The sequence below is a fragment of the Micromonospora sp. NPDC050695 genome, from assembly GCF_040654415.1.
Lineage (GTDB): Bacteria > Actinomycetota > Actinomycetes > Mycobacteriales > Micromonosporaceae > Micromonospora.
The window spans coordinates 1-23,457 of record NZ_JBFAHZ010000001.1; the positions used below are offsets into that span (position 1 = coordinate 1).

General features: G+C 67.2%; 20 protein-coding genes and 1 pseudogene. 17 read left to right on the forward strand and 4 right to left on the reverse strand.

The features are described 5' to 3' along the window. Positions 1-732 precede the first annotated feature (732 nt). The 10 genes from AB0H52_RS00005 (at position 733) to AB0H52_RS00050 (ending at position 11,225) form a co-directional block, all read left to right on the forward strand. Complete coding sequence (locus tag AB0H52_RS00005) at positions 733-1,833, forward strand: branched-chain amino acid aminotransferase (protein WP_225854343.1); 1,101 nt, start codon at positions 733-735, stop codon at positions 1,831-1,833. A 6-nt stretch (positions 1,834-1,839) separates the two neighbouring features. Continuing rightward, entirely contained in the window at positions 1,840-3,882 is a 2,043-nt protein-coding gene (locus AB0H52_RS00010) for an amino acid adenylation domain-containing protein (RefSeq protein ID WP_357944163.1), read from the forward strand. 5 nt (positions 3,883-3,887) lie between these two features. Continuing rightward, positions 3,888-5,147 carry a cytochrome P450 gene (locus tag AB0H52_RS00015; protein WP_151489337.1) on the forward strand — a complete coding sequence of 420 codons (1,260 nt, stop codon included), beginning with the start codon at positions 3,888-3,890 and terminating at the stop codon, positions 5,145-5,147. A 25-nt stretch (positions 5,148-5,172) separates the two neighbouring features. Next, entirely contained in the window at positions 5,173-5,910 is a 738-nt protein-coding gene (locus AB0H52_RS00020; protein ID WP_151489336.1) for an alpha/beta fold hydrolase, read from the forward strand. Next, positions 5,907-6,656 (forward strand): thioesterase domain-containing protein, encoded by a 750-nt coding sequence (locus AB0H52_RS00025; RefSeq protein ID WP_357944166.1) that lies wholly within the window; start codon positions 5,907-5,909, stop codon positions 6,654-6,656. Before AB0H52_RS00020 ends, AB0H52_RS00025 begins: the two co-directional genes overlap by 4 nt. Positions 6,657-7,531: 875 nt before the next feature. After that, on the forward strand, positions 7,532-8,266 hold the full coding sequence (locus tag AB0H52_RS00030) for a hypothetical protein (RefSeq protein WP_192580212.1): 735 nt from the start codon (positions 7,532-7,534) through the stop codon (positions 8,264-8,266). A 23-nt stretch (positions 8,267-8,289) separates the two neighbouring features. Then, the gene (locus AB0H52_RS00035; protein ID WP_151489334.1) at positions 8,290-8,685 is read left to right on the forward strand and encodes a cupin domain-containing protein; all 396 of its coding nucleotides are present in this window, start codon (positions 8,290-8,292) and stop codon (positions 8,683-8,685) included. Between the two features lie 62 nt (positions 8,686-8,747). Next, entirely contained in the window at positions 8,748-9,761 is a 1,014-nt protein-coding gene (locus tag AB0H52_RS00040; RefSeq protein ID WP_151489333.1) for a class I SAM-dependent methyltransferase, read from the forward strand. A 25-nt stretch (positions 9,762-9,786) separates the two neighbouring features. Continuing rightward, positions 9,787-10,614: a phenylalanine 4-monooxygenase gene (locus tag AB0H52_RS00045; protein ID WP_357944171.1), complete on the forward strand. Its 828-nt coding sequence runs from the start codon at positions 9,787-9,789 to the stop codon at positions 10,612-10,614. 314 nt (positions 10,615-10,928) lie between these two features. Continuing rightward, a complete protein-coding gene (locus tag AB0H52_RS00050) occupies positions 10,929-11,225 on the forward strand; it encodes a winged helix-turn-helix domain-containing protein (RefSeq protein ID WP_225854341.1) in 297 nt (98 codons plus the stop codon). Here the strand turns inward: AB0H52_RS00050 and AB0H52_RS00055 are convergent. Further along, the gene (locus tag AB0H52_RS00055) at positions 11,122-11,937 is read right to left on the reverse strand and encodes a hypothetical protein (RefSeq protein ID WP_357944174.1); all 816 of its coding nucleotides are present in this window, start codon (positions 11,935-11,937) and stop codon (positions 11,122-11,124) included. The genes AB0H52_RS00050 and AB0H52_RS00055 overlap by 104 nt on opposite strands. 705 nt (positions 11,938-12,642) lie before the next feature. Between AB0H52_RS00055 and AB0H52_RS00060 the strand changes: the two genes are divergently transcribed. Beyond that, a complete protein-coding gene (locus tag AB0H52_RS00060) occupies positions 12,643-13,533 on the forward strand; it encodes an endonuclease/exonuclease/phosphatase family protein (protein WP_357944177.1) in 891 nt (296 codons plus the stop codon). A gap of 177 nt (positions 13,534-13,710) precedes the next feature. Here the strand turns inward: AB0H52_RS00060 and AB0H52_RS00065 are convergent, their stop codons facing one another. Beyond that, positions 13,711-14,382 (reverse strand): hypothetical protein, encoded by a 672-nt coding sequence (locus tag AB0H52_RS00065; RefSeq protein WP_151492287.1) that lies wholly within the window; start codon positions 14,380-14,382, stop codon positions 13,711-13,713. 23 nt (positions 14,383-14,405) lie between these two features. On the opposite strand from AB0H52_RS00065, the gene AB0H52_RS00070 reads away from it, so the two are divergent. Together AB0H52_RS00070 and AB0H52_RS00075 are read left to right on the forward strand one after the other, a co-directional pair. Continuing rightward, positions 14,406-14,924, forward strand: coding sequence for a hotdog domain-containing protein (locus AB0H52_RS00070; RefSeq protein WP_151492286.1), 519 nt, complete (start codon positions 14,406-14,408; stop codon positions 14,922-14,924). Positions 14,925-15,066: 142 nt separating this feature from the next. Then, positions 15,067-17,046, forward strand: coding sequence for an acetoacetate--CoA ligase (locus tag AB0H52_RS00075; RefSeq protein WP_357944182.1), 1,980 nt, complete (start codon positions 15,067-15,069; stop codon positions 17,044-17,046). A gap of 214 nt (positions 17,047-17,260) precedes the next feature. On the opposite strand, the gene AB0H52_RS00080 is transcribed toward AB0H52_RS00075, so the two are convergent. After that, entirely contained in the window at positions 17,261-17,950 is a 690-nt protein-coding gene (locus AB0H52_RS00080) for a TIGR03089 family protein (protein ID WP_151492284.1), read from the reverse strand. 154 nt (positions 17,951-18,104) lie between these two features. Between AB0H52_RS00080 and AB0H52_RS00085 the strand changes: the two genes are divergently transcribed. Then, positions 18,105-19,250 carry a glycosyltransferase family 1 protein gene (locus tag AB0H52_RS00085; protein WP_151492283.1) on the forward strand — a complete coding sequence of 382 codons (1,146 nt, stop codon included), beginning with the start codon at positions 18,105-18,107 and terminating at the stop codon, positions 19,248-19,250. A gap of 62 nt (positions 19,251-19,312) precedes the next feature. Next, positions 19,313-20,404, forward strand: coding sequence for a sugar phosphate nucleotidyltransferase (locus AB0H52_RS00090; protein ID WP_151492282.1), 1,092 nt, complete (start codon positions 19,313-19,315; stop codon positions 20,402-20,404). Here AB0H52_RS00090 and AB0H52_RS00095 read toward each other — a convergent pair. After that, positions 20,373-20,990 carry an NUDIX hydrolase gene (locus AB0H52_RS00095; RefSeq protein WP_278124139.1) on the reverse strand — a complete coding sequence of 206 codons (618 nt, stop codon included), beginning with the start codon at positions 20,988-20,990 and terminating at the stop codon, positions 20,373-20,375. The two genes, AB0H52_RS00090 and AB0H52_RS00095, sit on opposite strands and share 32 nt — an antisense overlap. Before the next feature lie 39 nt (positions 20,991-21,029). Here AB0H52_RS00095 and AB0H52_RS00100 point away from each other — a divergent pair. Beyond that, positions 21,030-22,087: pseudogene (locus tag AB0H52_RS00100) on the forward strand (hypothetical protein). Between the two features lie 285 nt (positions 22,088-22,372). Beyond that, positions 22,373-23,371 (forward strand): winged helix-turn-helix domain-containing protein, encoded by a 999-nt coding sequence (locus AB0H52_RS00105; protein WP_151492279.1) that lies wholly within the window; start codon positions 22,373-22,375, stop codon positions 23,369-23,371. Positions 23,372-23,457: the final 86 nt, after the last annotated feature.

Below are 23,457 nucleotides of genomic sequence, written 5' to 3' on the forward strand. Positions count from 1 at the left end.
CAAAGGACATGGCGTAGACAACCACATCCTTGCAGGTCGGGTGCACCTTTCCTTGATCACCCTCGATACCCGCTATCTACTCTGAATAGCGGAGGTCAGGGACGATCCAGGCACTCGCTGGGCCTGAGGTGCTGACATGGCGAATGAGCTGCGGGTACAAGGCCTCCGACGGAGTCTCCCTGACTAGTGCCAGTACGTACGCGTCCGGGCGGTGGCATAGCCTCACCCTTCAGTTCATGGCGACCGACCGCTAGAGCACCGTTCAGTCTGATCCACGATTCCCTTCGTCCATCCCTAAAGGATGCCTGCTCATCATCCTTCGCCTTACCTGGGAGACCTCGTGTTCACGCCCGGCACGTCACAGCCTGACAGTGGAGAAGCTTCCAACTCGACTTGACTCCAAGCATTTCGTGGAGTTCTTGAGTCGCCGACGACGACGAGGACACCGGCTTTCTTCTGGCGGGTGGCCATGCACTGCTGATCCAGAGTCCGTTGACGCGCGAGGGTCCACCTTCGAATAGGCAGCGCCTGTGAGTTGCTGTTCAAGTTCGCGTCCTCGCGCGAGGCCGAACCTGGGTCGGCCGCGCTTTGCGAGCGGTCCGCGGAACAGGGCAGCAGGTAACGCGATTCCGGCGCATCGGCGGTCAGCGCTATACCCGCGACGCCGGACCTGGACGGCTCTCGGGTCGGAGGAAGCGTTTTCACCCGAACTACTGAAGGAGGGCAGTAGCCATAGTCGATTTCGAGATCAGGCCTAATCGGAAGCCGATGCCCGAGGCGGAGCGCCGAGCGGCGGTCGACACCGCTGCGTTCGGTCAGGTGTTCACCGATCACATGATCACTCTGCGCTGGGATGAGGAGCGCGGGTGGCACGACGGACGGGTGGAGGCCTTTCAGCCCATCTCCCTGCTGCCGTCGGCGTCGGTCTTCCACTATGGGCAGGAGATCTTCGAGGGGATGAAGGCGTACCGCCACGCAGGTGGGTCCATCGCCCTCTTCCGGCCGGAGCGCAACGCCTCCCGTTTCAACGCTTCCGCCCGTCGGATGGCGATGCCGGAGATCCCGCGGGAGACGTTTGTCCGCGCCGTTGAACTGCTCGTCCGGCAGGACCGCGAATGGGTGCCGGACGGCGAGGGCAACAGCCTGTATCTGCGGCCGATGATGATCGCGACCCAGCCGACGCTGGGGTTCACGCTTCCGTCCGACAGCTATCTGTTCTGTGTCTTCGCGAGCCCGGTATCCGGGCCCTTCAACGGACGCACCGGGCCGTCTGCGCTGTCCGTCTGGCTGTCCGAGGAATACAGCCGCGCCTCGCCCGGCGGAACCGGTGCCGCGAAGACCGGCGGCAATTACGCCGCGGCGTTCCTGGCTCAGCGAAACGCTGTGAAGAACGGCTGCGACCAGGTCGTCTGGCTGGATGCGGTCGAGCACACGTGGGTCGAGGAGATGGGCGGGATGAACCTCTGCTTCGTCCAGGGTGCCGGTGACTCTCAGACGCTCATGACACCTGCGTTGACCGGAACGCTACTGCCGGGGGTGACGCGGAACTCGCTGCTCCAGCTCGCCGAAAGACTCGGCCTCGGTTGCGAGGAGGGGCGCATTTCGGTAGATCAGTGGCGCAAACAGTGTGAAACCGGCAATACCACCGAGGTCTTCGCCTGCGGGACCGCAGCAGTCATCGCGCCAGTTGGACAGGTGCGCGGCGCCAATGGCGGATGGACGATCGGCGACGGCCGCCCCGGACCGGTCACCATGCGGCTCCGCGAAGCGTTGATCGGCATTCAGTACGGACGCATTCCAGATGAGTTCGGGTGGGTGCATACCGTGTGCTGACCATATTTGGCCGCAGGCAGGACTCACAGAGGAAGGTGTCCCAACTTGAACGAATTTGACAATCCCAACGGCACGTTTGTGGTCCTGGTCAATGACGAGGAACAGTACTCGTTGTGGCCGTCGAAGCTGGAGTACCCGACCGGTTGGCGGGAAGCACGGCAGACCGGCTCTCGCGAAGAGTGCCACGCATTCATCGAATCAACGTGGTCCGACATCCGGCCGGCGAGTGCCCGAGGCACCGCGCCTGAGCACGACCCGGTAGCGCTCATCCACGACATGGTTGCCGACCAGGCCAGGCGTACGCCCCACAATGTGGCGGTCAACCACGCAGGGACCGCGTTGACCTACGAGGAACTGGACACGCAGGCTGAGTCGCTGGCCGCCCGACTGCGTTCGGCAGGCGTGGGCGGCGGGTCCGTCGTCGCTGTCGTTCTCGGCCGGTCATTGCCGCTCATCACAACGCTGCTGGCCATCCTGAAGGCCGGCGGGGCGTACCTCTATCTCGACCCGACCGAATCGCCCGACCTGCGGCGTCGCATCTTGGCGGACTCCGCCGCCCGGTTCGCCGTCGTCAGCGGCGAGACTGCGGACGCGGTCCCGGAGATCGGCCAGATCCTGTGCGTCGACGACGAGACCGCCGACCGGTTCTCGCCGGAGCCGGCCGACGAGACGCCGATCACGGCGGACACCCCCATGTACGTCTGCTACACCTCGGGGTCCACGGGCGAGCCCAAGGGCGTCGTGGTGCCGCACCGCGCGGTCTTCCGGCTGATCAACAAGCCCGATTGGATCGATGTCCAGCCCCAGGACGTCTTCCTCCAGCTCACCCGCGTCGGGTTCGACGTCTCCACCTTCGAGATCTGGACCCCGCTGATCCGCGGCAACCGGCTCGCGCTGGCCAGCACCGGCCACGCCGATTTCGGCGAGCTCATCGCCACGGTACAGAACGAGGGCATCACCGTTCTGTGGCTCACGACCGGGCTCTTCCACAAGATCGTCGACCACCATCTCGACGGCCTCGGTGGGGTCCGCCACCTCCTCGCCGGCGGAGACGTCCTGTCGCCGTCGCACGTCCGGCAGCTCATGGAAGCACACCCGCACCTCATCTTCACCAACGGCTACGGCCCGACGGAGAACACGACGTACACGACCTGCTGGACGTCACGAACGCCACCCAGTGGTCCCCGGGTGTCGATCGGGCGGGCCATTGAAGGCACTACGACCATGATCCTCGACGACGCGCTCCGGCCGGTGAAGCCGGGCGAGGTCGGCGAGCTCTGGGTCGGCGGCCCCGGAGTCGCCACGGGCTACCTGCGCAGGCCGGTGGCCACCGCGGAGAAGTTCGTCGCCGACATCGACCCCTCCAGTCCCGGCGCCCGAATGTACCGGACCGGCGATCTCGTGGTCGTCGACGACTCCGGCGACCTCGACTTCCTGGGCCGTGCCGACCGACAGCTCAAGATCCGCGGCTACCGCGTCGAGCCGAGCACGGTGGAGATGGAACTGATGTCCCATCCGAAGGTGCAGCGGGCTGTGGTGCTCGCTCACACCGACGGTGCGGGCGACGCCCGGCTCATCGCCACCGTTGCCGTCGGGGAACTCCTGGCGGACGAAGCGAGCACTCTGGGCAACGAGTTGCGCGACTACCTGCACAAGAAACTGCCCGCGCACCTCGTCCCATGGGGGATCTTCCCCGTCACAGACATCCCACTGAACCCGAATGGCAAGGTCGATCGCTCGGCCCTGCCCGCGGCCAAGATGCCGCGCAACGTCTGGAACGAATACGTCGAGCCCTCCAACGATCTCCAGAGGAAGCTGGCGGAGATCTGGAGTGACGCCCTCGAGATCGAGCCGATCGGCATCACCGACGACTTCTTCGAACTGGGCGGGCACTCACTGCTCGCGGCCGAACTGCTGGCCGCACTGGAGAGTCGATTCACGGTGGCCATGTCCGCGCGCACCCTGTTCCTGAATCCCACCATCGAGGCTTTGGCCGAAGAGGTCTCGCAGAGGCTGGATCTCGCTGCGGCCGAGGTCGGAAAGGCGTGACGAAGATGACCGATCTGGAGGAGACGCCTGCCCGCCTGGTGGGCAGATGCCCGGTGAGTCACACGGCGGCGTTTGGTCCCGCCGACCCAGTGCTGTTCAGCGACGGTGACTACCGTGCCACCTGGGCCAACTTGCGCGGCCTTGATCGGCTCACCTGGCAGCAGGTGGACGAGCGCCGCGGCTTCTGGTCCGTGGTCAAGTATGACGACGCTGACCGTGTCCTGCGCGACCACGAGACGTTCACATCTGAACGCGGAACGATGCTCGACACCCTGGGTAGCCAGGACCCCGCGGGCGGCCGTCAGATTCCGGTGACCGACCCTCCGCGACACACCGGAATGCGCGCCAGGCTGCAGAGGGCGCTTACGCCCAAGTCGCTGGAGGCCCAGCACGCGGCGATCCAGGGTCTGGTGCGCGAGCTGTTCGCGCCGCTCGGTGACGGCGGTTCGTTCGACTTCGCCCAGGCCATGCTCATGCTCCCCGTGGCGGTGGCCGGCGTCGCGATGGACCTGCCCCGGGAGGACTGGCCGCGGCTGTGCCACCTGCTCAACGCATCGATCGCGGGCAGCGATCCCGACTATCTGGACGCCGGCAGCGGCGATGCCGTGGCGACGGTGGACAACGCACACCGGGAGCTGTTCGCCTACTTCCAAGAGGTCTACCGCGAGCGCAGGCGCAAGCTCGGAGACGACCTCATCAGTATCTTGATGACCACCCAGGTGGACGGTCGCCCGATGGCACCCGGCGAGGTCATGTCCAACTGCTACAGCGTGCTGCTCGGCGCGTCGGTGACAACGCCGCACTCGCCCAACTACGTCATGTCCGAGCACATCGGGGACGGGCTGCTCGACGAGTGGGCCGCCGACATCAGTGTCACCGGGTCGGCGGTCGAGGAGGCCCTGCGGCTCGCGGCGCCCGTGAACTACTTCATGCGCCATGCCACCAGGGACGTCGAGGTGCGGGGAACCGTTGTCCAGGAGGGCGACCCGCTCGTCGTCTGGTTCGGATCGGCGAACCGAGACCCGGACGCGTTTCCCGATCCCGACACGTTCCAGCTGCGCCGCAAGCCGAACCGGCACCTCTCGTTCGGGATGGGACCGCACTACTGCGTCGGCCACTCGCTCGCCCGCACCACCCTGAAGATCCTCTTCGAAGAACTGCTGACCACATACCACCGGTTTGAGCTCGCTGGCACTCCGGTACGGATGCGCTCGACGTTCGTGTCCGGTTACAAGCATCTGCCGATCACGGCACGCCGTATCTGAGGAAGACCGGAAGGTAAGAGGTTCCATGTCCGACGGACATCGCTGGTTCAAGCGATTTCAAAGCCCGGCAGCTGAGGCGACCACGCTGCTGTGCCTACACCACGCGGGCGGCAACGCAGCGATGTTCCGCGAGTGGCCGCGGCTGCTGCCACCGTCGATCGATCCGATCGCGGTGCAGCTGCCCGGCCGTGCCAACCGGATCGACGAACCGCCGTTCCACGCCATGGACGAGTTGGTCGACGGCCTCGTCGATGCCGTCGAGCCGCTGTTGGACCGGCCGGTCGCCGTCTTCGGGGCAAGCATGGGTGCGCGGGTCGGGTGGCAGCTTGCACATGCCCTGCGCGAGAGAGAGCTGCCGATGCTGCGTGCGCTGTACGTCTCGGCGAGCTCGGCGCCGAGCCTTGATCGCGAGGTGCGCGGCTGGGACGGCCCGGACGAGGGCCTGGTGCAGTACATGCAGAGGCTGGGAGGGACACCGGCCCAGTTCCTCGACGATCCCGAACTGTTGGCGGGAATCGTGGCCACCCTGCGCGCTGACCTGACCGTGCTCAGTACGCACACGTATCAACCCGACGTGCTGCTCGACATCCCGATCACAGCCTTCGCCGGCGTGGACGACGAAGAATCCACGCCGCAGCAAATCGAGCCGTGGGGCAAGGAAACCACCGGTCCGTTCGTCATGAACGTCATCGAGGGCGGGCACTTCCTCGACACGTTTGCCATGAGGCTCGTGACCGACGCCATCTCGGAGGACCTGCGATGAACGATGTCAACGCGAGACTGAAACCGAACAAGTGGTTGCCGCGTGTGCCGCTGGCCGACGCGTCGGCGCGCCTGTTCTGCATCCCCTACTCCGGCTGCGGGGCGATGATGTACCGGAATTGGCCGGAGTCCTATCAGGGAATCGACTTCTGCCGCCTGCAACCGCCGGGCCGGGAGAACCGGTTCAACGAGCCGATCTTCGCCACCTACCAGGAGATGGCGGCGGCGCTGGCGGACGTCGTCGAGCCCTACCTCGACGTCCCCTATGGGTTTTTCGGCCACTGCGGTTCAGCGCTCGCGGCGTATGAGGTATCTGCAGAGATCGAGCGGCGCGGATGGCCGACGCCGAGCTCCCTGTTCATTTCGTCGCAGGTCGCACCGCAGGACGGCCCGACCGGGCGATGGCTCGTGATGAACCGCTCCGAGTTGAACGACGAGCTGGACAAGATGACCATAGCGATGGGCGGCACCCCGATCCCCGAGCTCAGCGACGTCTACCTGGACATTCTCGAAGAGGACATCGCCACCAACAAACGGTACGTCATGCCGAATCCTCAGCGGCTGATGACGCCGATCGTTACGATCGGATGGAGCGAGGACATCGAGGTCGATCATCGGAGCATGGGCGGGTGGGCGGCCTGCGGGGACACGAAGTTCGTGCTCCTCAACGGCCCACACCAACAATTCCTCAATGCGCCGGCGGAACTACTCGATACCTTTGCCATGAGCCTACCGAGCCGTGCATGAAGCCCTCCCCGGGTTGGGGGCAGACATAGGCTGAAACCGCCGATCCCGTCCTGTGGTACCGCCTCGGCCTGCTCACCTCGGCAGGGGTGCTGATACCCAGCCAGCCGGGTCAGGACGGCGCTAGGCCGTCGTGTTTCCCGTCGGTGACTGGCGGCGCGTCAGCGACGGAGGCGGGTGCGGCTACGACGAGTGCGGGTGTGCGAGAAGGTGACATCGGGTCCTCGTCGGGTCGTGAACCGCCGCAACTCGATGATCATAGGCGCCGCCTCATGCGCCGACGTCTCCACAGAGGCCGGAATCGCCTCGAAGTTCCTGGTCAGCACCTCGGCTGCCGACTATGCAATTTGCCCTGTCCGGGGCCACCTCCCGTTTAGAGAAGCGGTCTCAGCTGTGGAAGTACGCCCAGGTAAACGCCCACACTCCCGGCCGCTGATCCCGCACACCCCACGAGGAGCACCATCGCCCTGACTGATGTCAGTACGCCTGCCGCCGGAGGGTCGCTAGTGTGCAGTTCCATACAGTCAAAGAAATGCCCCCGCTCAGGGCCTCGCACAAACCGGCAGGAGATGACCTAGCTGCGATAGAGATTGGCTGCCACACATGGAGACGTTCAATCCGACCTAGCTCCCGTCGGAGCAAACCCAGTTTTGGGCTCCTTCTCGTGGCCGTGATAGCCCGTGAAGTGAAACTCAGAATTGCCGACCGAGATGTCGTCCGGCTACCCACCAGCCCGGCTGGGGCGAGGCCGACGCGCCGCTCGCCTAAATCTAAGTGCGCTCCCTTTGCGGCCTGCCGCGGGGGAGCCGCCAGGCCGGGAGCGGCAGTTACTGGACAAACCCGTATGGGAACCGACGATCGCACGAAGGATCTGATTAATGGCACAGCTCTTTGCGCGAACGCTACTGCCTGAGGTGCGCGACCACCTGGAAACGACAGGTCACCTTGGCGACGGCAAGCTCTCCGAGCGAGCCGGGGCAGTGGTCCGCAGCCTCGCCAAACACGACGAGATGCGGTATCTGATAGATCAGACGCTATCGGACGACGGTCAACTCGCCGAGATCGCAGCGCGGTCATATTATCACGCCAACAGCTTTCTCAAGCTTGTTCTGGCGGTCGGCGACGAGAATGCCTGGAAGCTTCGCCTCCATGTATGGCATCCACAGTCGGAGTCGGATCGCCCGCCGAGGGAAGACATCCACTCGCATCGCTGGGACTTCACGACCGCCCTGCTGCTCGGCGAGTACAACGCCCGCGAGTACATGATCGCCCCCGGCGAGGAGTACCACCACTACAAGTACACCCCGGTTCGGGCGGACCAGTTCTTCTCGCTGGAACCCATGGGAACCGGGCAGTTGGCCCAGATGTGCGAATCCATCGTCCCGGCGGGCACGATTTACCACCTTGACCACAGGGTCCTCCACAGCATCGCACGTTCGCACGACGGGCCGACGGCCACACTCGTCCTGCAAGGGCCCACGGTGCGGGACTCGACGAATGTTTATCGCACGACCCCGGTAAGCGAGAAGGGCGGAGTCGGACAAGTCTACGTCGCGCGGCCCTCCGTCCAACAGCTGCGCGCGGAGCTGACCCAGCTCCTCCGCTGGCTGTGACCCCAGGCCGGGAGCACAAAGCCGTGACTCAATACAAATACACAACTGAGGCAGCCGCACGCTTCAGCAAGCACGGCGTCGACCTGAGCGTATACGGACTGGTCGATTCTTCTGTGACTGTCGCCCATGTCCGTGTCGCGGAAGGTCACTTTGAAGAGTTCTACAACCTGAAGAGCACGTACACGCTTTACATCATCAGCGGCTCTGGCACCTTCTATCTCAACGACGAAGCCCTGGATGTGAGCGCCATGGATCTGGTCGTCATTCCACCGAAAACGCGCATCTACTATTTCGGAACCATGGAGATGGTTCTCACTGTCTCGCCGGCGTGGGACGAAGCAAACGAACGGCACGTTAGATTTCTGGAAAAGAGCCACATTTCTAACCTCCCCGCCTCTCTAGATCGCCGCCCGGTCTAGACAACGCTGGACCCAGGCGACGGGCAAAACTCTCTCTAATCGCGTGACGGGAAGGCCGTACAATGAATCCTCTTGAACTGGAAGCAGACCGCAGAGCCGCCTCGCAGTCTGCGGCTGACATCTTCAACTCGGCAGTCGCGTCCTGGGCAATCGCCGCAGGATGGGAGATCGGCGCACTCGATGAGCTGAGCGAGAAGGGCAAGCTCGATACGCGCGACTTCTCCGAGCAGCATGACCTGCATGTCCAGTCGGTGAGGGGCATGTTCACCGCGCTGGCCAGCGTCGGCGTCGTCGAGCGTGATGGCGACACCATCCTCCCTGGCTCATTGTTTGACGAAGTGTTCCAGACTAAGTCATTCTTTCATTGGCTCAGCCGCGGTAGCGCGCCTTTGTTTACGGCGATGCCCACGGTCATGAAGAATGCCAACCGCGTCGGCGACTTCTACACCCGAGACGCGCCGGCGATCAGTTATGCCTGCCGCGAAATCAATGCGGAGGTCTTTGATCCTCTCTTCTGGTCGGTGATGGAGAGTCTGGATTTCCCCTTCACCAAGGTTGCCGATCTCGGTTGCGGCAGCGGTGAACGACTGCGGCAGATCGCCCGACGCCATGCCGGAGTCCAGGGCATCGGGCTCGACATCGCCGCCCGTTCGCTGGAGGCCGCCGAGGCCTCCACCGTGGAGGCCGGGCTCGGCGATCGCATCTCGTTCGGCATCGCAGATGCTCGCGCGCTCGAGCCTCGTCCCGAACTCGTCGACGTCGATCTCGTTACCAGCTTCATGATGGCGCACGACTTCTGGCCGCGCGAGGAGTGCATCTCCTCCTTCCGGAAACTTCGTGAGGTATTTCCGAACGCGCGCCGATTCCTACTGGCGGACACCGCTCGGTTGACCGATCTGCCCGACCACCGATTCCCGATGTTCAACCTGGGCTTCGAAGTCGGACACGACCTCATGGGCGTCTATCTGCCGACGATGGAGGATTGGGAAGGCGTCTTTCCCGAGGCCGGCTGGCGGCTGGTGAAGACGCACCGGGTGCAGGGGTTGACTAACGGATTCATATTTGAGCTCGAATAAACCGTGTTAAGGAGCTGAGAAGTACGTGCAGGAACAATCAATAGAGACCTCCGACCCGTACTATGTCGCGCGACGTGCCGAAATAGCGACCTTGGCGGATCGCTGTGGTCCGGATGATCCGATCCCCACGATCAAGTACACGGAGGAGGAGCACGAGGTCTGGCGTCTGGTGTGCGAAAAACTCGCCGCGCGCCACCGCACGGACGCCTCGAACGAGTACCTTGAAGCCGCGGAAGGTCTCGCAGTTCCACGGGAACGGATTCCGCAGCTGCGAGACATCAGCAGACGTATCGATTCGCTTTCCGGCTTTCGGTTCAGGTCGGCACCCGCGCTCGTTCCTTTTCGAGATTTCTGCAACGGCCTGGCAGGTTCGGTCTTCCACTCCACACAATACCTGAGGCACCCTAGCACGCCCTTCTACACTGCCGACCCGGATATGTTGCACGATGTTGTCGGGCACGGAAATGTTCTGGGGGATAAGCGGTTCGCCCGTCTATACCGCCTGGCTGGAGAGGCGGCCGCGCGAGCCGAAAGTGAGGCGGCGCTGCAGTTCATTGCCAAGGTGTTCTGGTTTACTCTTGAGTGCGGACTGATCCGACAGCAGGGAACGACCAAGGCATACGGTGCTACGATCGTTTCTTCATACGGAGAACTGAACCACTTTCGCGGCGCTGACATCCGTCCGTTGGATCTGAAGAGCCTGGCCGACGTCGATTATGACATCTCGACCTACCAGAAAACCCTGTTCGAGGCGGACTCGATGGACCACCTCGAAGATGTTGTGGGCGGCTTCTGGGAGACCTGCGACGACAATACTATTGAGGCCCTCCTGGAACTCCAGCCGTTCAGATGACGTGACGGCAGATGGGCTGAGGTGAGGCCAAGAAGGGTCAAGTTGGTGTGCGGGTATGGCGTTCGCAGGTGGTTGACCGGCAGTACCCGGTGAGCTAGGTCGTGGTCCGCTCGATGACCCACCTGCGATCGCCGACGTGCCCTGAGGGCTCGATTCCCCTTGCGGGGTATACAGAGCCGATGCGTTAACCGTGGCCAGTCTCCACAGCTCAGGTATACCGGCGCCGTGTCGGCGCCCAGGCGCTGGAGCGCGCTCCTCGTGCAGCCGGTCCCGGAACACCGGCACGTGACTGGAGCAGGGATCGTTCCGCCACTCTGTCGCGACACCTCACCTCCCACAACCGGGGGTGGAACGAGGGGGACCAGTGCTGGAAGCTGGCACGGATCGGCGTGCTGATCACACGGACGTGGCACGCCAACTACACACCCAGCGGGGTGAGCAAGATGCTGCGGCGGCATGGCCCCTCCGCACAGGTGTGCCCAGCACTGGGCCCCGTTCCTTCGTGTCTCAGTCGCAGAACGCGAAATTTTCCGCCGACTCCGTCAGCGGTTCATCACGAACGACGCCAGGAAGCAGGGAAAGGTGTTCCTCGCGGACCAGGTCGAACCTGAGGGCGAATGCGACCAATGCTTCACGCTTGGAGTGCATACGGCCTCCGTCCACATACTTGGCCCAACGGCTGATCGGTAGCTTCTGATCGGCGAGATATTCGACGTGATAGTTGATGCTGCTGCGGTTTGCTCCTCTGAACTGGTCAGTGCACTTCAGCCTCTCGACCACCTCGTGCACGGAGGGCACTGCCGCCATGGATGAACCGCGCAATCGAGGCTCACAGAGCGCAGCGAGCACAGCGAAGTACTTGCTTGTCGTGTCCAGCTTGAACATGTTCGATTCGACCGCTGTAGCGGCCCGCTCAGGTGTAAGCATGGTCGGCGGCGGAGCAAAAACAGTAAGTTCGGTAATTCCTGAATCTGATGGAATTAGAATGCGAGACATTTCAAATGGAATTACCATGCCCAATCGCCGGGGGCGGGCTTTGATCAGCTCCGCACCCCCCTCCAGGTTCTCGATGACAAAAGTCGAGCACGCGGTGAAATTCGAGAGGAGGAGATGGCTGTCTGAAACCTCGAACGCCCCGAAACCTGGTGCAACATTGAGTTGGAATTCCCCGGTGCGGCTTGATATGCCAAATTCCAGACGATCGTCGGCTTTCAGGTTAACGCGACCCGCCTTGGGATTTACTCCGTTAGGGCTGCGATAGTTTCCCCGCCAGGTCACGATCACTTCTACGTCGGATTCAGTTTGCTTAGGCATGAACAGCACTTCCCCGTTTTTGTTTACACGCCATTTTTAACTGTGTCGGCCCGGAAGCCTTTCCATCGCCTCAACTGTCACCGTTTACTCAGTGTGACGTGGGTGTCGATCGGCAGGCTTCATTGACCCGGCAGGACAAACCTGGTATCGAAGCCCGCTGGCATAGGGCTTGACGAACCCACAGCCGGCAACACTCCCAAACGTCGTATCTGACCCGCTTGTCGATCCTACAACGCCCACTGCGAACCTCGCCAGGGTCAATGCGTAATGGGATAAGCGCTGGTCACGGTGGCGATGATGTCGTGTGGCACGGTTGGCCTGGGCGGTGGTTGGCCTCGTCGTTCGTGCGGGGCAGCGGCTTGAAGTGTCGGGCAGGGCAGTAAGGACGGCGGGTCCGATGCCTGTCCGCGGCTTGTGGAGGTCCTTACGGAACGTGACGTCCCGGCTGGGATGTGGGCGGCTCCGGATGTGCTATCTGCAGCCGGTGCGGTCGCGTAGCTTGGCGGTTGGGCCTGCTCGGCGGGTAGCAACACCGCGACGTAGATGGTCTCGCGGCTGTTTCGAGTGACCACAGGTGGATGTGATCTCCATTCTTGACGCTCGACCGCCCCTGGGATAGCATCCTGAATATTTGTGATTTCGCAGAACTTCGTGACGGTCCTGCATTCCGACGCGGATCCCCCCTTGGTGTGATCTCGCATTTTGACGATTCGAATGCAGGCCGCAATCACGCTGCACGTGTCCAGTGTCGAAGAGGTCGAAAAGCGGATGGCCGGCAATTCGAGATCGGGGCATGGAGCAGGTCTCACCTCCTCTACACGAATGGGCGAAGCCGTGAAACCCGCATCCCTCATAAAGCTCGCGACCTGGAACATGGGGGGCGGGATTCTCGGCGCATCCCATCAGCATGGCGCAATCCCCTCGCCGGACTACTATGCATCGGTACTGCGGCGGCATGGCCCCGATGTGGTCTGCCTTCAGGAGGCTCACGACTACCACGGGCGTTTCGAGAGTCAGCCGCACTACCTGGCGCGCCAAGCGGGGTATCCGCACGTGCTGTCGTTTCCGACCAGCGCCTCGCACCTAGCCGAAGACGCCAGCCTTACGCTGGCGGTCCTCTCCCGATTTCCGCTCGGCAACGGGGTGTACAGGCAGTTCCCCAATCCCGGTTTGACTGGCACCGGCCCTGACGGGGAGCCATGGTTGCTGGCGGACAAGGGATATATGATCACGCAGGTAGACCTGGGTGGCCGTCAGATGGGCCTGATCAACGGCCACTGCTTTCCGTTGCGATACTTTGGCGCACGTGCCACCGACCCAGGTTTTGCTGAGGTATGGCACATGCTCACACAGGACATGCTGAAGCTCAAGGAGATCGGCCCGGCGGTGGTCGCCGTCGACCTCAACCACGAACCCATCGAGGACGTGCTGAATGATGCCCTCACGCGAGACAGGTACATCAACGCTTTTGCGAATACCGTCACGACTGTCAGGGGCGCCAAGCGGGACTACATCCTCTACGAGCAGGGGATGCGTCTACTAACGGCTACTGTGACGGCCACGGAATCAGATCACGCGTATCGCCAGGTGAGCCTTGTCCTCTAGGCCGTGACCTCGAAGATGCACAACCATGCCCTCTTCGCCGACGGCAGGTACCTGGACAGCGCTTCCTGCTCGACGTCGGACAACTCGTAGCGACGGACCACGCGCTCCATCATCCGACACCACGAGCCCTTGATGACGCCGCCTAGGGGCGGGCCGGTTCCCCGGCCCGCCCGACGATCAGCGGATCTCGGTGGTGTCCTCGGGCCGCGACTGCCCGCGCGGTGGCGCTGACCAGGGCGACTCGCCGCCCACCCGGCGCGGCAGCGGCTCGGTCGGCGTCGGGTCGGCCGGGTAACCCAGGGTGAGCGGAGCGGTGTCCCGCTCAGCAGGCTCGGCGGGCGGCCAGTCGGTCAGGGTGAAGTTGTCGCCGCGGGGGCCGTCCGAGGGCGCCGGGACCGGCGTCTCAGCGGGAACGGCTACCGGCTGCGGCCACCGCCGCCAGCGCTGCCCGCTGAACGTCGCCATCAGCAGCAGCATGCCGAGCAGGAAGAGCGTGCCGTTCTCCACCGGCAGCCGCAGCGGCAGCGGGTCGCCCAACACCTTCCATCCCTGCGGGACCGCGTCGCGCACCTCGAACGGCGCGACGAACATCCCGACATACGGGGTGACCAGCAGCAGCCCGGCGACCAGCGGACCCAGCGGCGAGAAGCGCAGCGTGCCGAGCAGACCCAGCAGAACACCGCCAACACCGAGGTAGACGGCCGGCTCGATCAGGTTGGCGGTGTTGAACGTGCCGATCTCCACCCAGCGGTCGACCGTCCGGCTCGACCCGTCCTGCCCCAGTGTGACCAGCAACCAGGTGATGGGCGCCACCACCAGCCCGGCGAGGAAGCTCCAGAGATGTCGCATCCGCGCACCGTACCGTTTCCGGCATGACCGAGCACCTCTCCGCCGCTCCGACCGGCAAGCCGACGTCGTACTCCCGCGTCACCCTCAGCAAGATCATGACCGCCGCCGACGTGAACCTCTACGGCACCGTGCACGGCGGGGTCCTGATGAAGTTCGTCGACGACGTGGCGGGCGCGGCGGCGGCCCGCCACAGCGGAGGTACGGCGGTCACCGCGGCGATCGACGAGATCGTCTTCTCCGAGGCGGTCCGGGTCGGTGACCTGGTGCACGCGCACGCACAGGTGAACTGGACCGGGCAGACCTCGATGGAGGTGGGCGTACGGGTGGTTGCCGAGCGGTGGGACTCGGCCGAGGACGCGCCGGTGCGGGTGGCCACCGCGTACCTGGTCTTCGTCGGCGTGGACGTCGGCGGCGCGCCACGGGTCGTCCGCCCGGTGCTGCCGGAGACGCCGGAGGACGAGCGCCGGTACCGGGAGGCGGAGATCCGCCGCGAGCACCGGCTGGCCCGCCGCCGCGCCATCCAGGCCCACCGCGCCGGCTGAACCACATGGGTTGGCCGGGTGGAGTGTGGGCCGGGCACGCGTCGGTCGGTGCACCCGGTGCGCAGAATGGCGCTTCGAGGTAGGGCAAGATGGCGCCACGGCCCGTTCACAGTGTCGTGCCGGGCCAGGGGAGGGTGGACCAGTGGGTGACATGCTGTGGGCGCCGCCGGCGGACGTACTGGAGCGGTCCCGGATCGGCGACTACCTGCGCTGGCTGCGCGAGCACCGCGGGCTGGACTTCGCGGACTACGACGCGCTGTGGCACTGGTCGGTCACCGACCTGGACGGGTTCTGGCGCTCGATCTGGGACCACTTCGAGGTGATCGCGCACACCCCGCCGACCGCCACCCTCGCCGAGCGGGGCATGCCCGGGGCCCGCTGGTTCCCCGGCGCCACGCTCAACTACGCCGAGAACGTGCTGCGGATGCCGGGTCGCGCCGACGACGACCCGGTGGTGATCGCGCACGGTCAGACCCGGGCACCGGTCACTCTGACCGCCGCCGAACTGCGTGAGCAGGTCCGCCGGGTGTCGGCCGGGCTGCGCCGGCTCGGCGTCACCGCCGGGGACCGGGTCGCGGCGTACGCCCCGAACATTCCCGAGACGTACGTGCTGCTGCTCGCCACGGCCAGCCTGGGGGCGATCTTCTCGTCCTGCGCGCCGGAGTTCGGCACCCGCAGTGTCACCGACCGGTGGCAGCAGATCGAGCCGACCGTGCTGGTCGCCGTGGACGGCTACCGGTACGGCGACAAGCCGGTGGACCGCCGGGCCGAGGTCGCCGCGATCCGGGCCGCCCTGCCGTCGCTGCGGCACACCGTCAGCATCGCCTACCTCGACCCCGGGGCCGCGCCGGAGGGCGTACTCGACTGGGCCGAGCTGGCCGCGCCGACCGACGAGCCGTTGACGTTCACGCCGGTGCCGTTCGACCACCCGCTGTACGTGCTGTACTCCTCGGGCACCACCGGGCTGCCCAAGCCGATCGTGCACGGCCACGGCGGCATCCTGCTGGAGCACCTGAAGATGCTCGCCCTGCACCACGACCTGGGCCCGTCCGACCGGTTCTTCTGGTTCACCACCACCGGCTGGATGATGTGGAACTTCCTGGTGTCCGGCCCGGCGGTCGGCGCGGCCATCGTGCTCTTCGACGGCAACCCGGGCCACCCTGACCTGGGTGGGTTGTGGCGCCTGGCGGCGGAGACCGGGACGACGTACTTCGGCACCTCGGCGCCGTACCTGCTGGCCTGCCGCAAGGCCGGGCTGGTGCCCCGGGACATCGCCGACCTGTCCGCGCTGCGCGGTGTCGGTTCCACCGGCGCGCCGCTGCCCGCCGAGGGCTTCCGATGGGTGTACGAGACCGTCAGCGACCGCGTGCAGCTCCAGTCGCTCTCCGGCGGCACCGACGTGTGCACCGGTTTCGTCGGTGGGGTGCCGCTGCTGCCCGTGTACGCCGGTGAGATCGCCTGTCGGGCGTTGGGCGCGAAGGTGGAGGCCCGGTCCGCCGACGGCACGCCGGTCATCGGCGAGCTGGGCGAGCTGGTGATCACCGAGCCGATGCCGAGCATGCCGGTGGGCTTCTGGAACGACCCGGACGGCAGGCGCTACCGCGAGGCCTACTTCGACGTCTATCCGGGCGTCTGGCGGCACGGCGACTGGATCACCATCAACTCCCGGGGCGGTTGCGTGATCACCGGGCGCTCCGACGCCACCCTCAACCGGGGCGGGGTGCGGCTGGGCACCGCGGAGTTCTACTCGGTGGTCGAGGGGCTGGACGAGGTCGTCGACTCGGTGGTCGTGCACCTGGAGGACGACGAGGGCGGCGCCGGCGAGCTGTTGCTCTTCGTGGTGCTGGCCGACGGCCTGGAGCTGGACGACCCGCTGCGCGCGAAGATCTGCCGGGAGTTGCGGACCGCGCTGTCGCCCCGGCACGTACCCGACGAGATCCACCAGGTTCGTGCGGTGCCGCGCACCCTGTCGGCGAAGAAGCTGGAGGTCCCGGTCAAGAAGATCCTGACCGGCGTCCCGGTCGATCGGGCCGCCGCCAAGGGTGCCCTGGCCAACCCCGAGTCCCTGGCGTCCTTCGCCGCCTTCGCCCAACGCCGGACCACCGACAACACGCCCGCCTGACAGATCCTGCCGGCGGCCCACTCGCCCACTCGCTCGCTCGCGGGCCCAGGCTCCGCGAGGTCCCGGCCAGGTGCCGCCACCACCCTCTGCTCTGCTTCAACGGGCGCAACAGGTTGGGCCCGTTGGTGGTGCGTCCCCTGAAGCAGTGCAAAGGGCGCGGACACACCCACCGGCCTCGACGGCGCCGGACGCCCAACCGGGCGCCGGAGTGGGGCTACGGGAGGGTGTGGGTGACTTTTTCCGTGGCCTGGCGGCTGGCCAGGCGGTTCTGGTCGAGGTTCGCGCAGAGGACGACGGTGGCGGCCCGGGTGAGCGGGGCCAGCAGCCAATCCACCGGATCGGGGTAGCGGTCGGCGTCGACGAGCACACGAGCGCCGGGCTCGATGCCCAGCTCCGCGGCGCGAGCCTCCGCGCGGGCCAGCAGGTGCGCGTCGGCGGGACCGGGCCCGGCCTGCGGGGTGAAGTGGTCGCCGTGCCGGCGTACCTCGACCACGTAGTCGGCGAACCCGGGCGGCACCTGGCGTAGCGGAGCGGCGAGCGGGGCCAGCCCCAGGGCGTACCGCTCGTCGGCCGACCAGGACTGCGCCTCGTCGAACCGGTCGACGGCGGCGAACAGCACCTCCACCTCGCCCGGCGTGTCGGTGACGCTCAACGTGGCCGACCAACACCCCAGCAGCACCGCCGCGGTCTGCCAGTGCGGCGGCAGCAGCACGCCGGCCGGTGTGCCCGGCGCGAGGCCGACCTCGTCGACGAGGAGATTGGCGGTCTTCGCCACCCAGTTCGCCAGCGTGGCCCCGGACAGTTCGGTGCGGTCGCCGCTGGCGTCGTCGTACCAGGTCAGCAGCGGTCGGGTCGGGTCACTCGCGATCGCGTCGGCGAAAACCCGGGCAATGTTGTCGGCCATCGGCGCGAACGATACGCCCCTGTGGGCCGTACTCGAAGACGATGACAAGTCGGCGTACGGTCGGGTCGCAGTCAGCGTCGGCCCCGTACTCCGGCGTAGGCTTTACCCCCGGAGTGTTGTTCCCCACAGACCCGCCAGTGCAAGGAGTCGCCCCGTGACCGCCGGTCGCCCGCCCCGCGTGCTCATCGACGCCACGAGTGTCCCCGCCGACCGTGGTGGTGTCGGTCGATACGTCGACGGTCTGCTCGGTGCCCTCGGCAAGGTGTGCGGGTCGGGGGTGGAGTTGGCCGTGGTCAGCCTCCGCACCGACCTGGAGCGGTACACCCGGATGCTGCCCGGCGCGGAGATCATCCCGGCGCCGGCCGCCGTGGCGCACCGTCCGGCGCGGCTCGCCTGGGAGCAGACCGGCCTGCCGCTGCTCGCCCAGCAGGTGGGCGCGCACGTGCTGCACTCGCCCTTCTACACCTGCCCGCTGCGGGCCGGTTGCCCGGTTACGGTCACCGTGCACGACGCGACGTTCTTCACCGAGCCGGAGCACTACGACAAGTCGCGCCGGACGTTCTTCCGCAGTGCCATCAAGACCTCGCTGCGTCGAGCGGACCGGGTGATCGTGCCCAGCAAGGCCACCCGGGACGAGCTGATCCGGCTGCTCGACGCCGACCCGACCCGCATCGACGTGGCCTACCACGGTGTCGACCACTCCGCCTTCCACGCGCCCAGCGAGGAGGAGAAGGCCCGGGTTCGCGCCCGGCTGGGGCTGGGCAACAGCAGCTACGTCGCCTTCCTCGGTGCCAAGGAGCCCCGCAAGAACGTCCCCAACCTGATCCGTGGTTGGGCCCGCGCGGTGGCCGACCGGGCCGACCCGCCGGCACTGGTGATCGCCGGTGGCCAGGGGCACGACGACGACATCGACCGGGCGGTGGCCGAGGTCCCGTCGCACCTGCGCCTGCTGCGCCCCGGCTACCTGCGCTACGCCGACCTGCCCGGCTTCCTCGGTGGCGCGCTGGTCGCCGCCTACCCGTCGTACGGGGAGGGGTTCGGCCTGCCGATCCTCGAGGCGATGGCATGTGCCGCCCCGGTACTCACCACGCCCCGGCTGTCGCTGCCCGAGGTGGGCGGCGACGCGGTGGCGTACACCTCGGAGGACGCGGAGCAGATCGGCACCGACCTGGCGGCCCTGCTGGACGACGAGCAGCGCCGGTTGTCGCTGGCGAAGGCCGGTTTCGACCGGGCCAAGGAGTTCACCTGGGAGTCCAGCGCGGAGGTGCACATCGCCGCGTGGAGCCGCGCCCGGTCGTGACCGTCGGGGGCTCCGGGGGCGACCCGACCACCGGGCGGAACTCTGTCGGGCATGATGTGCGGATGCTCTATGCGGTCATCCCGGCAGGTGGCAGCGGCACGAGGTTGTGGCCGTTGTCCCGCGCCGGCCACCCCAAGTTCCTCCACCCGCTGACCGGCACCAACGCCTCGCTGCTCCAGGCGACGGTGGCCCGGCTCGCGCCGTTGACCACCGTCGAGCGGACCCTTGTGGTCACCGGCGCCGCGCACGTCGCGGCAGTGGCCCGGCAGCTGACCGGTCTGCCCGAGGAGAACATCCTCGTCGAGCCGTCCCCCCGGGACTCCTGCGCGGCGATCGCGCTGGCCGCGGCGGTGATCGCGCTGCGGGAGCCGGAGGCGGTGATGGGTAGCTTCGCCGCCGACCACCTGATCGGTGACCCGGAGAGCTGGGTGCGCACGGTTCGGGAAGCCGCCCGCGGCGCCGAGCGGGGCATGTTGATGACGGTCGGGATCACCCCGACCCGACCGGAGACCGGCTACGGCTACCTGGAGACCGGCGAGGAGACCGACGGCACGCCGTGGCGGCCGGTGGCCGAGTTCAAGGAGAAGCCGGCCGCCGAGGTCGCCGAGGCGTACGTCCGTTCCGGACGACACCTGTGGAACGCGAGCATGTTCGTGTGGCGGGTGGACGTGTTCCTCGCCGAACTGGCCCGGCAGCAGCCGGCCCTGCACGCCGGTGTCACCGCCATCGCCGCCGCGTGGGGCACCCCCGAGCAGGACGAGGTGCTCGGGGCGATCTGGCCGACCCTGCCGAAGATCTCCGTCGACTACGCGGTCATGGAGGGCGCTGCCACCGCGGGTCGGGTGGCCACCGTGCCGGGCGATTTCGGCTGGAACGACGTCGGAGACTTCCACACCCTCGGCGACGTCCTGCCGGCCGACGAGGCGGGCAACGTGGTGCTGGGCACCGATGCCAAGCCGGGTGTGCTGCTGCGGGACAGCGCCAACCTGGTGGTCGTGCCGCAGTCCGGCCGGTTGGTGGCGGTGCTCGGTCTGCGGGACCTGATCGTGGTGGACACTCCGGACGCGGTGCTGGTCTGCCCCCGTGACCGGGCCCAGGACGTCAAGGCCCTGGTCGACGACCTCAAGGAGCGAGGCGAAGAGGGCTACGTCTGAGGGCCGCGAGGGCCGGCGCGACGAGTTGCGCGGTCCCGCTGGCCAGCGGCTCGGGCAGCGCGTCCGGCGGGAACCACCCCAGCGCCTCGGCCTCGTCGCTGACCTGTTCCACCGCGCCGGGCGGCGTGAGTACGGCGAACCGGACGTCGAAGTGCAGGGAGCCGCCCTGGCAGGCCACCGTGTGCACGTCCACGTCGATCGGCACCGGGTCGATGCGCAGGCCGTCGATCCCAGATTCCTCGGTGGCCTCCCGTAGGGCCGCGCCGACCAGGGTGTCGTCGGTCGGCTCGCAGTGGCCGCCGAGCTGCACCCACATGCCGAACTTGCCGTGCAGGCAGAGCAGCACCCGCGAGCCGGTCGAGTCCAGGATCAGCGTGCTGGCGGTGAGATGACCGGGACGGTGCTGCCGGCTCATCGCGACCGGACCGGCGGCGAGCAGTCCCAGGGTCCTGTCGCGTGCTGCGGCGGCGTCCAGGCTGGTGGGCTGCCAGTCGCCGAGCAGCGCGGTCGCGTCGGCGTGCAGCGCGGCGTACGTCTCGGGGTCGGTCGGGTGGGCGGGGGGTCCGGTGAGCACGGTGTCGGGCACCTCGCCACTGTACGAGCGTGTGCTCCGTACCCTGGCGCGGTGACCCTGCGACTCGTTGAATTCGTGGTGGCCGGTAACGAGGCCAGCGACCTGCTGCCGGTGCGTTCGGCCGAGCTGCTGCGCGCGTACGGCGCCCGGCGGGGCTTCTGGACGGTGCTGGACGAGGGGCCGGTGGAGCGTTGCCTGGCCCTGCTGCTGGAGTTGGACGACGGCGAGTGGACGGCACGGCACGTCCTGGCCGACGCCGGATTGGAGAACGGCCGCACCGAGGATGGCGAGGCGCTCGCCCACCACGACGGCTGGGTGTACGTCTTCGGCTCCCACTTCGGGTCCAAGGCCGGCCCGCTGCGCCCCCGACGTGCCTTCGTGGCCCGGTTCCGGGAGGCCGACGCGGCGTCCGGGGTGCTGCCGGTGCAGGTGGTGCGCAACCGGTTCGGCTGCACCGGGCGGTCAACGACGCCCTCGCCGCGGCGCCGCTGAGTCTGCTGCCGCCGGGGGAGCGGGTGCGGGACCGGTTCATCGTGGAGACCCTGGCCCGGGGGACCGCCCGGGCGAAGAGCTGGGTGAGCCGGCTGGCACCGGACGACCTGCCCTTGAACGTGGAGGCGGCGGCCTTCACCCCGGCGGGGACGGCGCTGCTCGGGCTGCGCTACCCGGTCAGCGGGGCCGGTGAGCCGATCGTGGTGGAGGTGGCCGACGTGCCGGGCATGTTCGCGGCGGAGCCGGCGTGGCCTCGGGCGCTGCGAGCGTACGCGGTGGCCGGGGTGACCCCGCCGGGCGTGTTGACCGGGTTCCGGGCGATCACACCGACCGTCGACGGCGGGTACGACGCCGTGATCGGGTCGATCGACGCGTTGGGCAAGGGTTCGGTGCTGCTCGACGACCACCCGGGCGGGGGTGACGTCCGGTCGCGGCACGTCCGGTTCCGGCTGCCTGCGGTCGAGTCGGGCGGCGCGGTGCCGGACACGTACCGGCTCGACGGGGAGGTGGTGGCGGACCTGGCGCCGTTCCACCACGTCGAGGGGCTGGCCACGCTGGACGGGCGGTTCTTCTACGTCACGGACGAGGACCACCGGGTCGCGCTGTGGGTGGGCTGAGCGGGGCGACGATGCGGCGGCGGGATGATCGGACGGCACCTCTGCGGAGCAAGGGCCGCAGACCCTCGTGGTGCCGCCCGATCACGGGTCCTCCCCGGTCCCGGTGCCCAGGCGCCGGATGCGTCCATGACGTACCGGCACCGTGCTCGGGCACTGGAAGCATGCCGAACCGGCACGGGAGACGTCGAGCTTTTTCAGCCCAGGCTTAAAGATGGAGATAACTGCCGGCCGGGTAGAGTCGAACGGTCACTCGGCATCCCCCTGCCGGCGACACGGGAGCGCCCCATGCTGAAAATCCACTTTTCTGGCGAGGACATCCTCCGGACCCGGGTGGCCCCGGCGGCGGACCCGGTCTGGGAGCTGGTCCTCAGCCTGCACGCGTTGCAGAGCCGCAACCGCGACCCACTGACGTCGACGTGGCGACGCACGGTGAGCCGGGAGCTGCGCCAGGATGCTGCCTCCGAGCAGCTCAGACTGCTCTTCGCGCTGAACCCGCCGCGTGGCTACTTTCCCGACTTCCTCACCCCGTACGCCAGCGTCGACGGCCTCGAGGCCGGACTGGACGCGATCCACAGCACGCCCGTCGGGCTGCTGCAACGTGACCTGGGCGTGCTGGCCGCCGAGACGCCGCTGCCGGCGTCGGCCGCCGCGCTGGCCCGGGGTGACGTGGCGGCGCTGTACCACCTCACCGAGTCGATGGAGCAGTACCGGTCGCTGGCGATCAGCCCGTACTGGAACCGGATCCAGGCGGCGGTGGCGGCGGACCGGAACCGCCGCGCCCGGGCGCTGCTCGACGGCGGGGTGGAGGGGTTGCTGACCAGCCTCCGGCCGGCGATGCGCTGGGAGGGTGGGGTCCTCGAGGTTCGCGCCTACCCGCACAGCCGGGAGCTGCACCTGGACGGCCGGGGACTGTTGCTGGTGCCGTCGTTCTTTTGCGCGGCCACCCCGGTCGCCCTGCTCGATCCGGCGCTACCGCCGGTGCTCGTCTATCCGGTGGACCGGCTGGGCGGGTTGGCCCCGACCGACCGCGTCGGGACGGCCGCGCCGGGTGCCGGCCGGGACTCGCTCGCCGCGCTGCTCGGGCGCACCCGGGCGGCGGTGTTGCAGGCCAGCGACGACGGCTGCACCACCGGGGAGGTGGCCCGTCGGCTCAACATCTCACCGGCGGCGGCGAGTCAGCACGCCACCGTGCTGCGCAACGCCGGTCTGCTCGTCAGTCACCGCGAACGCAACACGGTGCTGCACACGTTGACCCCGCTCGGCCGGGCCATGCTCGACGCCTGACCCCGGTCAGCCCTGCCGCGAGGCCGGGCCGCCGCGACGCCGGGCCGCCGCGACGCCGGGCCGCCGCGACGCCGGGCCGCCGCGTC

Coding starts and splice junctions, on each gene's coding strand:
- AB0H52_RS00080 (WP_151492284.1), bottom strand. CDS start 17,950: ATGGCCGACAACATTGCCCGGGTTTTCGCCGACGCGATCGCGAGTGAC.
- AB0H52_RS00090 (WP_151492282.1), top strand. CDS start 19,313: ATGCTCTATGCGGTCATCCCGGCAGGTGGCAGCGGCACGAGGTTGTGG.
- AB0H52_RS00065 (WP_151492287.1), bottom strand. CDS start 14,382: ATGCGACATCTCTGGAGCTTCCTCGCCGGGCTGGTGGTGGCGCCCATC.
- AB0H52_RS00060 (WP_357944177.1), top strand. CDS start 12,643: ATGCAGGCCGCAATCACGCTGCACGTGTCCAGTGTCGAAGAGGTCGAA.
- AB0H52_RS00070 (WP_151492286.1), top strand. CDS start 14,406: ATGACCGAGCACCTCTCCGCCGCTCCGACCGGCAAGCCGACGTCGTAC.
- AB0H52_RS00030 (WP_192580212.1), top strand. CDS start 7,532: ATGGCACAGCTCTTTGCGCGAACGCTACTGCCTGAGGTGCGCGACCAC.
- AB0H52_RS00020 (WP_151489336.1), top strand. CDS start 5,173: ATGTCCGACGGACATCGCTGGTTCAAGCGATTTCAAAGCCCGGCAGCT.
- AB0H52_RS00015 (WP_151489337.1), top strand. CDS start 3,888: ATGACCGATCTGGAGGAGACGCCTGCCCGCCTGGTGGGCAGATGCCCG.
- AB0H52_RS00025 (WP_357944166.1), top strand. CDS start 5,907: ATGAACGATGTCAACGCGAGACTGAAACCGAACAAGTGGTTGCCGCGT.
- AB0H52_RS00105 (WP_151492279.1), top strand. CDS start 22,373: ATGCTGAAAATCCACTTTTCTGGCGAGGACATCCTCCGGACCCGGGTG.
- AB0H52_RS00040 (WP_151489333.1), top strand. CDS start 8,748: ATGAATCCTCTTGAACTGGAAGCAGACCGCAGAGCCGCCTCGCAGTCT.